Source organism: Pseudomonas izuensis (genome assembly GCF_009861505.1).
GTDB classification, from domain to species: Bacteria; Pseudomonadota; Gammaproteobacteria; order Pseudomonadales; family Pseudomonadaceae; genus Aquipseudomonas; species Aquipseudomonas izuensis.
The window spans coordinates 249,308-261,768 of the sequence record NZ_WTFT01000004.1 but is presented as its reverse complement, the minus strand read 5'-3'; the positions used below and the strand labels follow the sequence as shown (position 1 = coordinate 261,768).

The 12,461-nt window shown below is 60.6% G+C and carries 9 protein-coding genes; all 9 read left to right on the top strand.

Annotated elements, in window-relative coordinates:
• The first annotated feature begins 299 nt into the window (after positions 1-299).
• Positions 300-1,982, top strand: a complete 1,683-nt coding sequence (gene hutU, locus GPL81_RS04190) for a urocanate hydratase (protein WP_096513837.1) — start codon at positions 300-302, stop codon at positions 1,980-1,982.
• A gap of 158 nt (positions 1,983-2,140) precedes the next feature.
• On the top strand, positions 2,141-3,610 hold the full coding sequence (locus GPL81_RS04185; RefSeq protein ID WP_160105316.1) for a purine-cytosine permease family protein: 1,470 nt from the start codon (positions 2,141-2,143) through the stop codon (positions 3,608-3,610).
• A 69-nt stretch (positions 3,611-3,679) separates the two neighbouring features.
• Positions 3,680-4,648, top strand: coding sequence for an ABC transporter substrate-binding protein (locus tag GPL81_RS04180; RefSeq protein WP_160105315.1), 969 nt, complete (start codon positions 3,680-3,682; stop codon positions 4,646-4,648).
• 70 nt (positions 4,649-4,718) lie between these two features.
• Entirely contained in the window at positions 4,719-5,570 is an 852-nt protein-coding gene (locus GPL81_RS04175; protein WP_096513834.1) for an ABC transporter permease, read from the top strand.
• The gene (locus GPL81_RS04170) at positions 5,567-6,397 is read left to right on the top strand and encodes a quaternary amine ABC transporter ATP-binding protein (protein ID WP_096513833.1); all 831 of its coding nucleotides are present in this window, start codon (positions 5,567-5,569) and stop codon (positions 6,395-6,397) included. The genes GPL81_RS04175 and GPL81_RS04170 overlap by 4 nt, the downstream gene beginning before the upstream one ends.
• A 136-nt stretch (positions 6,398-6,533) precedes the next feature.
• The gene (hutH, locus tag GPL81_RS04165; RefSeq protein WP_121103926.1) at positions 6,534-8,057 is read left to right on the top strand and encodes a histidine ammonia-lyase; all 1,524 of its coding nucleotides are present in this window, start codon (positions 6,534-6,536) and stop codon (positions 8,055-8,057) included.
• A gap of 119 nt (positions 8,058-8,176) precedes the next feature.
• Positions 8,177-9,709, top strand: coding sequence for a histidine ammonia-lyase (gene hutH / locus GPL81_RS04160; RefSeq protein ID WP_160105314.1), 1,533 nt, complete (start codon positions 8,177-8,179; stop codon positions 9,707-9,709).
• Between the two features lie 119 nt (positions 9,710-9,828).
• Positions 9,829-11,238: an amino acid permease gene (locus tag GPL81_RS04155; RefSeq protein ID WP_160105313.1), complete on the top strand. Its 1,410-nt coding sequence runs from the start codon at positions 9,829-9,831 to the stop codon at positions 11,236-11,238.
• 17 nt (positions 11,239-11,255) lie between these two features.
• Complete coding sequence (gene hutI / locus GPL81_RS04150) at positions 11,256-12,461, top strand: imidazolonepropionase (protein WP_160105312.1); 1,206 nt, start codon at positions 11,256-11,258, stop codon at positions 12,459-12,461.

Below are 12,461 nucleotides of genomic sequence, written 5' to 3'. Positions count from 1 at the left end.
GCAAAACCACGCTCAGGTAACAGCATCCATCTCCATCAAAAAATCCCCGCGAAAAATTTCATCTTGGTCAAAACCCTTGATTCATGGGCTCTCCAGCCCTGTCAGGAGGTTTTCTTGAATGCTCATCCAATAAGTTGGCCGCTTGATTGCATATGCTTGTATGTACAAGTAAAGACGTATGCGTATGAGTCACGAGGACTCAACCATCGTCCACTGATTCGCCGGTGTGCACTGATGCCCATTGGCTTGCTCGCCCACTGCCTGGGTTGGTTTGGATTGATTGCTGAGGAGTTCTTTTCGTGACTGACAATAAACCTACTAAGTTTCGTGACGTTGAAATCCGTGCTGCCCGCGGTAACAAGCTGACCGCCAAGAGCTGGCTGACCGAAGCGCCGCTGCGCATGCTGATGAACAACCTCGACCCTGAAGTCGCCGAGAACCCAAAGGAGCTGGTGGTTTACGGTGGTATCGGTCGTGCGGCACGTAACTGGGAATGCTACGACAAGATCGTTGAAAGCCTGACCAACCTGAACGACGACGAGACCCTGCTGGTGCAATCCGGCAAGCCGGTCGGCGTGTTCAAGACCCACGCCAACGCCCCGCGCGTGCTGATCGCCAACTCCAACCTGGTGCCACACTGGGCAAGCTGGGAACACTTCAACGAACTCGACGCCAAAGGCCTGGCCATGTACGGCCAGATGACCGCCGGCAGCTGGATCTACATCGGCAGCCAGGGCATCGTTCAGGGTACCTACGAAACCTTCGTCGAAGCCGGTCGCCAACACTACAACGATGACCTGAAAGGCAAGTGGGTACTGACCGCTGGCCTGGGCGGCATGGGTGGCGCCCAGCCTCTGGCTGCAACCCTGGCCGGCGCTTGCTCGCTGAACATCGAATGCCAGCAGGTCAGCATCGATTTCCGCCTGAAAAGCCGCTATGTCGATGAGCAAGCCAAAGACCTCGACGACGCTCTGGCTCGCATCGCCAAGTACACCAAAGAAGGCAAAGCGATCTCCATCGCGCTGCTGGGCAACGCGGCTGAAATTCTGCCGGAACTGGTCAAGCGCGGCGTACGCCCGGACATGGTTACCGATCAGACCAGCGCCCACGACCCGCTCAACGGCTACCTGCCTGCTGGCTGGACCTGGGACCAATACCGCGCTCGCGCCAAGACCGAACCTGCCGCTGTGATCAAGGCCGCTAAGCAATCGATGGCCGTGCACGTTAAAGCGATGTTGGACTTCCAGAAAATGGGCGTACCGACCTTCGACTACGGCAACAACATCCGTCAGATGGCGCAAGAAGAAGGCGTGGAAAACGCATTCGACTTCCCGGGCTTCGTACCTGCTTATATCCGTCCACTGTTCTGCCGTGGCATCGGCCCGTTCCGTTGGGCTGCACTGTCGGGCAACGCCGAAGACATCTACAAGACCGACGCCAAGGTCAAGGAACTGATCCCGGACGACGCTCACCTGCACAACTGGCTGGACATGGCGCGCGAGCGCATCAGCTTCCAGGGTCTGCCGGCACGTATCTGCTGGGTTGGCCTGGGTCTGCGCGCCAAGCTGGGCCTGGCGTTCAACGAAATGGTCCGTAGCGGCGAGCTGTCTGCACCTATCGTGATCGGTCGCGACCACCTGGACTCCGGTTCGGTATCGAGCCCGAACCGCGAAACCGAATCGATGCAGGACGGTTCCGATGCCGTGTCCGACTGGCCACTACTCAACGCCCTGCTCAACACCGCGAGCGGCGCGACCTGGGTCTCCCTGCACCACGGCGGCGGCGTCGGCATGGGCTTCTCCCAGCACTCGGGCATGGTGATTGTCTGCGACGGTACTGACGAAGCGGCTGAGCGTATCGCTCGCGTGCTGCACAACGACCCGGCAACCGGCGTTATGCGTCACGCCGATGCGGGTTACCAGATCGCGATCGACTGCGCCAAGGAACAAGGGCTGAACCTGCCGATGATTACCGGCAAATAAAAAACCGCGGCTTAACGCAAAACCTGTAGGAGCAATGCTTGCTCGCGATGGCGGTGTGTCAGCCAATGCAGATGCTGAATTTGCCGGCCTCATCGCGAGCAAGCTTTGCTCCTACAGGGGATCACCAACCCACAATAACAATCCACAGAGGTTGAACCATGGCTGCTGACAGCGAGCGTGCAGGCAACAAACCGTTGATCGAGAAACGCTCGATCGACTACATCCCGGAAGCGGAAAGACACGGTCGTCTGTTTAGCCAGTTCACCCTGTGGATGGGTGCCAACCTGCAAATCACCGCGATTGTCACCGGGGCCCTGGCCGTGGTGCTGGGCGGTGACGTGTTCTGGTCGTTGATCGGCCTGTTGATCGGTCAACTGCTCGGCGGCGGCGTCATGGCGCTGCATGCCGCGCAAGGGCCCAAGCTCGGCCTGCCGCAGATGATCTCCAGCCGGGTCCAGTTCGGCGTCTATGGCGCGGCCATCCCGATCGTGCTGGTCTGCCTGATGTACCTGGGCTTCACCGCAACGGGTACCGTGCTGTCCGGCCAGGCGCTGGGCCAGTTGTTTGGCGTCAGCGACACCGTCGGCATCCTCCTTTTCGCCAGTGTCATCGTGCTGGTCACGGTGCTTGGTTATCGGGTGATCCATTGGATCGGCCGTGTTGCCAGTCTCATTGGCGTGATTGCCTTTGTTTATCTGTTCAGCCGTCTGATGAGCCAAGTTGACGTTGGCGCACTCCTGCAAATCCGCCACTTCAGCTGGAGCAGCTTCCTGCTCGCGGTGTCGCTCGCGGCATCCTGGCAGATCGCCTTCGGCCCTTATGTGGCTGACTATTCGCGTTACCTGCCGAGCAAGACGTCCTCGGTGAAAACCTTTTTCGCCGCAGGCGCAGGTTCGGTCATTGGCGCCCAGGTGGCGATGATCCTCGGCGTGTTTGCCGCCGCTTCGGCCAACGGGCAATTCGCCGGTCACGAAGTGGCCTACATCGTGGGTCTGGGCGGTACCGGTGCCACCGCTGCGCTGCTGTACTTCAGCATCGCGTTCGGCAAGGTCACCATCTCCACGCTGAACTCCTACGGCAGCTTTATGTGCATTGCGACCATCATCAGCGGTTTCCGTGGTGAACTGAAGGTCACGCGCTTGCAGCGTCTGGTCTTCGTGCTGGTCATCGTCGGTGCTGCGACCCTGATGGCTTTGCTCGGTCAGCACTCGTTCCTCGGTGCGTTCAAGTCCTTCATCCTGTTCCTGCTGGCGTTCTTTACGCCATGGAGCGCGATCAACCTGGTGGACTACTACTGCATCACTCGCGAGCGTTATGACGTGCCGGCGCTGGCCGATCCGAACGGTCGCTACGGCCGCTGGAACATCCTCGGCATCAGCGTCTATGTGTTCGGTGTGCTGGTGCAGCTGCCGTTCATTTCCACCAAGTTCTATACCGGTCCGCTGGTGGCCGCTCTGGGTGATGTGGATATTTCCTGGATCATCGGTCTGGTGATTCCTGCAGCGTTGTATTACGTGTGTGCGAAAAAATGGCACGGCACAGTGCCCGATCAACTGATCCTGCCGGTCGAGCAGGACGTGGTCACCGAACAAAAGCTAAGTGTCGGTCGCGCTGCGGCGCAGGCCTGATTGGACGTGGACAGGGCAGGATGCCTCTTGACTGCCGTAAGCCAATTCATGATTAGGAGCGTCACAATAATGAAATCGAACAAGACCCTGCTGACCACATTGCTTTCCATGGGCCTGCTGGCCAGCGCCGGCGCCACTCAGGCGGCGGGTTGGTGCGAGTCGGGCAAACCGGTGAAGTTCGCCGGCCTGAACTGGGAAAGCGCCATGCTGCTGACCGACGTGCTGCAAGTCGTGTTGGAGAAAGGCTACGACTGCAAGACCGACAGCCTGCCGGGCAACTCCATCACCATGGAGAACGCCCTGAGCAGCAACGACATCCAGGTGTTTGCCGAAGAGTGGGTCGGCCGCAGCGAGGTCTGGAACAAGGCTGAGAAGGCCGGCAAGGTCGTCGGTGTCGGCGCTCCGGTGGTCGGTGCTGTCGAAGGCTGGTACGTGCCGCGCTACGTGATCGAAGGCGACGCCAAGCGTAAGCTGGAAGCCAAGGCGCCTGACCTGAAAAACATTGCTGACCTGGGTAAATACTCGGCGATTTTCAAGGACGCCGAAGAGCCTTCCAAGGGCCGTTTCTACAACTGCCCGGCCGGTTGGACCTGTGAGCTCGACAACAGCGAAATGCTGAAGAGCTACGGCCTGGAAAGCACTTACACCAACTTCCGCCCGGGCACCGGCCCGGCGCTGGATGCGGCTGTACTCTCGAGCTACAAGCGTGGCGAGCCGATCCTGTTCTACTACTGGTCGCCAACGCCGCTGATGGGTCAGGTTGACGTGGTGAAACTCGAAGAGAAACCAGGCGTGGATAAGACCGTGACCATCAAGGTCGGCCTGTCCAAGACTTTCCACGAAGAGGCCCCGGAACTGGTGGCCGTGCTGGAAAAGGTCAACCTGCCGATCGACTTGCTGAACCAGAACCTGGGCCGGATGACCAAAGAGCGGATCGAGTCGCCAAAACTGGCCAAGATCTTCCTGAAGGAACATCCTGAAGTCTGGCACGCATGGGTGAGCGAAGACGCAGCCAAGAAAATCGACGCGGCCTTGTAGGTTGGGCCTCTCCGACTGCCGGTGGCGGCAGTCGGATGCTTGATCGCAACCCCTTGATTGAGAGTCTCTTATGTTTCCCGAAAGCTTTACCTTTTCCATCGCCGACTGGGTCAACAGTTGGGTCGATTCGCTGGTCACCAACTACGGCGACGTGTTCCGGCACATCTCCGATACCCTGTTGTGGGCCATCGTCAATCTTGAAGGGCTGCTGCGCGCGGCGCCCTGGTGGCTGATGCTGGCCATCGTGGCCGGTGTGGCCTGGCACGCGACACGTAAAGTGGTGACTACGGCGGTCATCGTCGGTTTGCTGTTCCTGGTGGGTGCGGTCGGCCTCTGGGACAAGCTGATGCAGACCCTGGCGCTGATGATGGTCGCGACAGTCATCTCGGTGCTGATCGGCATTCCGCTGGGCATTCTTTCGGCGCGCAGCAATCGCTTGCGTTCTGTGCTGATGCCGCTGCTGGACATCATGCAGACCATGCCGAGTTTCGTGTACCTGATTCCGGTGCTGATGCTGTTCGGCCTGGGCAAGGTCCCGGCGATTTTCGCCACCGTGATCTACGCCGCGCCACCGCTGATCCGCCTGACCGATCTGGGCATTCGCCAGGTTGACGGCGAGGTGATGGAAGCGATCAACGCCTTCGGTGCCAACCGCTGGCAGCAACTGTTCGGCGTACAACTGCCGCTGGCCCTGCCGAGCATCATGGCCGGGATCAACCAGACCACCATGATGGCCCTGTCGATGGTAGTGATTGCCTCGATGATCGGTGCCCGTGGCCTGGGTGAAGACGTGTTGGTGGGGATTCAGACCCTCAACGTCGGACGCGGCCTGGAAGCCGGTCTGGCGATCGTGATTCTGGCAGTGGTGATCGACCGCATTACACAAGCGTACGGTCGCGCACGGCATGAGGTGAGCAAATGAGCAACCAAGCCATCAGCAAAATCGAAGTCAAAAACGTCTTCAAGATTTTCGGCAGCCGTTCCAAAGACGCGCTGGAAATGATTCGCCAGAAAAAGACCAAGGACCAGGTACTGGCCGAAACCGGCTGCGTGGTCGGCGTGAACGACCTGTCGCTGAGCATCGGCAGCGGTGAGATCTTCGTGATCATGGGCCTGTCGGGTTCCGGCAAATCGACCCTGGTGCGTCACTTCAACCGCCTGATCGATCCGACCAGCGGCGCGATCCTGGTGGACGGCGTGGACATCCTGCAATACGACATGGAAGCCCTGCGCGAATTTCGTCGGCGCAAGATCAGCATGGTGTTCCAGAGCTTCGGCCTGCTGCCCCACAAGACCGTGGTGGATAACGTCGCCTACGGCTTGAAGGTGCGCGGCGAGAGCAAGCAGATGTGCACCGAGCGTGCGCTGCACTGGATCAACACCGTGGGCCTCAAGGGTTACGAAAACAAATACCCGCACCAGCTCTCCGGCGGCATGCGCCAACGTGTGGGCCTGGCTCGCGCCCTGGCGGCGGACACCGACATCATCCTGATGGACGAAGCGTTCAGTGCCCTCGACCCGCTGATCCGCGCCGAGATGCAGGACCAGTTGCTGGAGCTGCAAAAGACCCTGCACAAGACCATCGTCTTCATCACCCACGACCTCGACGAGGCCGTGCGCATCGGCAACCGCATCGCGATCCTCAAGGATGGCCGCCTGATCCAGGTCGGCACGCCGAAAGAGATCCTGCACTCGCCGGCGGATGAGTACGTCGACCGCTTTGTGCAGCGGCGGGCGGCGGTGGTTTAAGAGATTTGCGGCGTTTGTGTCGGCCCTATCGCGGGCAAGCGTTGCTCCCACAGGTCTGCGCTGAACCCTGTGGGAGCAAAGCTTGCTCGCGATGAGGCCGGCAGAGCTGCATCAATATTCAGGTATGAGGTTGAAGATGTCCCAGGCTGAAAAAATCGTTATCGCCGATGCCCCGTTGCGTTGGCAGGATGTGGTTGCGGTCGCCCGCCATGGCGCACAGCTGGAGCTGTCGGCGCAGACCTGGGCACGCATCGAAAATGCCCAGGCGATCGTCCAGCGCATCGTCATCAGTGGCGAACGCGCCTATGGCGTCAACACCGGCCTGGGCGGTTTGTCCAACGTCTCGCTCAAAGACGAACAACTCAGCCAACTGTCGCGCAATACCCTGCTCAGTCATGCCTGCGGCGTCGGCCCGGTGTTGGCCGATGAACAGACCCGCGCAATCATGTGCGCCGCGATCCGCAATTACAGCCATGGCAAATCCGGCATTCATCGCCAAGTGGTCGAAGCCTTGCTGGCGCTGCTTAACCGTGGCATCACCCCGCAAGTGCCGTCCCAGGGTTCGGTCGGTTACCTGACCCACATGGCCCACATCGGTATCGCGCTGCTGGGTGTCGGCAATGTCAGCTATCGGGGGCAGATCGTCTCGGCACAACAGGCATTGGCCGAAGAAGGCCTGCAACCGGTTCAACTCGGCGCCAAGGACGGTCTGTGCCTGGTCAACGGTACGCCGTGCATGTCCGGCCTCAGCTGCCTGGCGATTGCCGATGCCACGCGCCTGCTGCAATGGGCCGACGTGATCAGCGCCATGAGCTTCGAGGCCCAGCGTGGCCAGATCGCTGCGTTCGACGCCGAGATCATTGCGCTCAAGCCGCATCCGGGCATGCAACAGGTCGGGATCAATCTGCGGGCGCTGCTCGATGGCAGTGAAGTGATCGCGCAGAGCAAAGGCATTCGTACTCAGGATGCGCTGAGCATCCGTTCGATTCCCCAGGTGCACGGCGCGGCTCGCGATCAACTCGATCATGCGATCAAACAGATCGAAACCGAACTCAATGGCTGCACCGACAACCCGCTGTTGCTGGGCACGCCGGACAATTTCCGCGTCATGTCCCAGGCCAATCCCCATGGTCAGTCGGTAGCACTGGCGGCGGACCTGCTGGCCATCGCCATGGCGGAAATCGGCTCCATCGCCGAACGACGCCTGGACCGTTTGATCAACCCGCACGTCAGCGGTCTGCCGGCGTTCCTGGTGGCCAACCCCGGGGTGAACTCCGGGATGATGATCGTGCAATACGTCGCCGCTTCGCTGTGTGCGGAAAACCGCCAGTTGGCGCAACCGGCGGTGCTCGATAACTACGTCACCTCGGGTCTGCAGGAAGACCACCTGAGCATGGGCACCAACGCCGCGTTGAAGCTGCATCGCGCGCTGGAAAACTGCACGCAGATCCTCGCCATCGAGTACCTGTTGGCGGCCCAGGCGTTTGAATTCTTGAAAGAGCAGCGCTTCGGCGCCGGCACCGATGCCGCCTGGCGTCTGCTGCGTGAACGTGTACCGGCCTACGATCAGGATCGCTGGCTGGCACCGGACATCGCCGCGGCCGCGGGCGTTTTGAAAGACCCGGCCTTGCTGCAAAAAACCTTACCGAATCTGAACTGATTTCCATACAAAACCAGCGTGCCAAGGCGCCAGCCCTTTCAACAGAGAGGGAAGCGACGGACAACGGATATTTCCGGAGCGTCTGGTAGTTACCAACACACTCTCAAAAGGAGCATGAAATGACTGCGCTTAACCTGATTCCCGGCCAACTGACCCTTGCCCAACTGCGTGATGTCTATCAGCAGCCGGTGAAACTGACCCTCGACCACAGTGCCTCGGCCCAGATCGAAGCCAGCGTCGCGTGCGTAGAACAGATTCTCGTCGAAAACCGCACTGCCTACGGCATCAACACCGGTTTCGGCCTGCTGGCCTCGACCCGTATCGCCAGCGAAGACCTGGAAAACCTGCAGCGCTCGCTGGTGCTGTCCCACGCCGCCGGTGTCGGCCAGCCGATCAGCGACGAGCTGGTGCGGTTGATCATGGTGCTCAAGGTCAACAGCCTGAGCCGTGGGTTCTCCGGTATTCGCCGCGTGGTGATCGACGCGCTGATCGCCCTGATCAATGCCGAGGTTTACCCGCACATTCCACTGAAAGGCTCGGTGGGTGCTTCCGGTGACCTGGCGCCTTTGGCGCACATGTCGCTGGTGCTGCTGGGCGAAGGCAAGGCCCGCTACAAAGGCGAGTGGATGGAAGCCACCGAAGCGCTGAAAGTCGCTGGCCTGAAACCCTTGACCCTGGCTGCGAAAGAAGGCCTGGCGCTGCTCAACGGCACACAGGTGTCTACCGCATTCGCCCTGCGCGGTCTGTTCGAAGGTGAAGACCTGTTCGCCGGCGCCCTGGCCCTGGGTGGCCTGACCGTTGAAGCCGTGCTGGGCTCGCGCTCGCCGTTCGACGCCCGTATCCACGCTGCTCGTGGCCAAAAAGGCCAGATCGACGCCGCCGCCGCTTACCGCGATCTGCTGGGTGAGCGCAGTGAAGTCTCCGACTCCCACGAGAACTGCGAAAAGGTCCAGGATCCGTACTCGCTGCGCTGCCAGCCGCAAGTCATGGGTGCCTGCCTGACCCAGTTCCGCCAGGCTGCCGAAGTGTTGGCCATCGAAGCCAACGCCGTTTCCGACAACCCGTTGGTATTCGCGGCTGAAGGCGACGTGATTTCCGGCGGTAACTTCCACGCCGAACCAGTGGCCATGGCGGCTGACAACATGGCGCTGGCCATCGCTGAAATCGGCTCCCTGAGCGAGCGTCGCATCTCGCTGATGATGGACAAGCACATGTCGCAGCTGCCGCCGTTCCTAGTGGCCAACGGTGGCGTGAACTCCGGTTTCATGATCGCCCAGGTGACCGCGGCCGCTCTGGCCAGCGAAAACAAGGCGCTGTCCCATCCGCATTCGGTGGACAGCCTGCCGACTTCCGCCAACCAGGAAGACCACGTGTCCATGGCTCCGGCTGCCGGCAAGCGTCTGTGGGAAATGGCCGAGAACACCCGTGGCATTCTCGCGGTGGAATGGCTGGCGGCGGCCCAGGGCCTGGATCTGCGTGACGGTCTGAAGACCTCGCCGAAGCTGGAAAAGGCTCGGGCGATCCTGCGTAACGAAGTGCCTTTCTATGAGAAAGACCGTTTCTTTGCACCGGACATCAACGCGGCGAGCGAGTTGTTGGCCTCGCGTTGCCTGAACGAGCTGGTTGCGGCGAAGTTGTTGCCTAGCCTGTAATGGCCTCTTCGCGAGCAGGCTCGCTCCCACATTGGATCTTCAGTATTCATCCAATCCCTGTGGGAGCGAGCTTGCCCGCGAATCGATTTTGCGTCGATAAAAATAATTAGGGACGAGCAATGCAAGCGCAAACAAAAGGGCTCAAACGCGGGCTCTCTGCCCGACATATTCGCTTCATGGCACTGGGGTCGGCGATCGGCACCGGGCTGTTTTACGGTTCTGCCTCGGCCATTCAAATGGCCGGTCCTGCGGTCCTGCTCGCTTACCTGATTGGCGGTGCAGCGGTGTTCATGGTCATGCGCGCCCTCGGCGAGATGGCTGTGCATAACCCGGTGGCCGGCTCATTCGGCCAGTACGCCAGCACTTATCTGGGCCCGATGGCAGGCTTTATCCTCGGCTGGACCTATGCGTTTGAAATGGTCATCGTCGGTATGGCCGATGTGACCGCGTTCGGCATTTACATGGGCTTCTGGTTTCCGGAGGTCTCCCGCTGGATCTGGGTGCTGGGCATCGTTTCCGTGGTGGGTGGCTTGAACCTGTGCAACGTCAAGGTCTTCGGTGAAATGGAGTTCTGGTTGTCGCTGCTCAAGGTCGGGGCCATCGTGGCGATGATTCTGGGCGGCTTCGGCATCATGTGGTTTGGTATCAGCACCGCCCCCGGCGCCCAGGCAACCGATATCAGCAACCTCTGGTCCCAGGGCGGTTTCATGCCCAATGGCGTGGGCGGCCTGATCGCTTCGTTTGCGGTGGTGATGTTCGCCTTTGGCGGTATTGAAATCATCGGCGTTACGGCCGGTGAAGCCAAAGATCCGCAACACGTGTTGCCCCGGGCGATCAACGCCGTACCGCTGCGTATCCTGTTGTTCTATGTGCTGACGATGCTGGTGCTGATGTCGATCTTCCCGTGGCAGCAGATCGGCAGCCAAGGCAGCCCGTTCGTGCAGATTTTTGACAAGCTGGGGATCAGTTCGGCAGCGACCATACTCAATATCGTGGTGATCTCGGCGGCAGTGTCGGCCATCAACAGTGACATCTTCGGCGCGGGCCGCATGATGTATGGCCTGGCTCAGCAGGGACATGCACCCAAAGGCTTCGCCCGCTTGTCGCGCAACGGCGTGCCGTGGCTGACTGTCGTGGTGATGAGCGGTGCACTGCTGCTGGGCGTGTTGCTCAACTACCTGATTCCGGAAAACGTCTTTTTGCTGATCGCCTCCATCGCGACTTTCGCCACGGTGTGGGTCTGGCTGATGATTCTGGTGACCCAGGTGGCCATGCGTCGCACCATGAGCGCCGAGCAGGTCAAGCAATTGAAATTCCCGGTGCCGTTCTGGCCCTATGCGCCGATGGCGGCGATTGCCTTCATGCTGTTCATCTTCGGCGTGCTGGGTTACTTCCCGGACACCCAGGCGGCTCTGATCGTTGGCGTGGTCTGGATTGCATTGCTGGTGCTGGCCTACCTGACGTGGGTGAAACCGGCGGCAGGCAAGGCGGTGCTGGTAGAGCAGGAACCTTCTTTTTCTCATCGATAACCTAACGGAGGCCACGGATGAAAACGCTCTGGCAACACTGTCACGTCGCAACCATGGTGCAAGGCGTCTACTCGGTCATCGAGGATGCGGCCATCGTGACGTCCGGTGCGCACATTGAGTGGGTCGGCCCGCGCAGTGAACTGCCGTCCGGCGAATACCCTGCGGTCAATGATTTGAACGGGGCCTGGGTCACACCGGGCCTGATCGACTGCCACACCCATACCGTGTTTGGCGGTAACCGCAGCGGTGAGTTCGAGCAGCGCCTGCAAGGCGTCAGTTACGCCGAAATCGCCGCCAGCGGCGGCGGCATTGCCAGTACCGTGCGCGCCACCCGCTCCGCGACCGAAGACGAATTGTTCGCCAGCGCCGCCAAACGTCTGAAAAGCCTGATGCGTGACGGTGTCACCAGCATCGAAATCAAGTCCGGCTACGGTCTCGACCTGGCCAACGAACGCAAGATGCTGCGGGTTGCCCGACGTCTCGGCGCCGAACTGCCGATCAGCGTGCGCAGCACTTGCCTGGCCGCTCATGCCCTGCCGCCGGAATACAAGGATCGCGCCGACGACTACATCGATCACATCTGCGCTGAAATGCTTCCGGCACTGGCCGCTGAAGGGCTGGTGGATGCGGTGGATGCCTTCTGCGAGTACCTGGCGTTTTCCCCGGCGCAAGTCGAGCGAGTGTTTATCACCGCACAGAAACTTGGCTTGCCGGTGAAGCTGCACGCCGAGCAGTTGTCGTCCCTGCACGGTTCCAGCCTCGCGGCGCGTTACCACGCCCTGTCCGCTGATCATCTGGAATTCATGACTGAAGAAGACGCGATCGCCATGGCCGCGTCCGGCACCGTCGCCGTGTTGCTGCCCGGCGCCTTTTATTTCCTGCGTGAAACCCAATTGCCGCCGATGGAAGCCCTGCGCAAGCACGGCGTGAAAATCGCCATCGCCAGCGACCTCAATCCCGGTACCTCGCCGGGGCTGTCGCTGCGCCTGATGCTGAACATGGCCTGCACCTGTTTCCGCATGACCCCGGAAGAAGCCCTGGCGGGCGCGACGATTCATGCGGCTACGGCACTGGGCATGGCCGACACCCACGGTTCGATCGAGGCAGGCAAGGTTGCGGATTTCGTCGCCTGGCAAATCGATCGTCCGGCCGACCTGTCGTACTGGCTGGGCGGTGATCTGGAAAAACGCGTCGTGCGTCACGGCGTTGAAACGAGCCTGTAG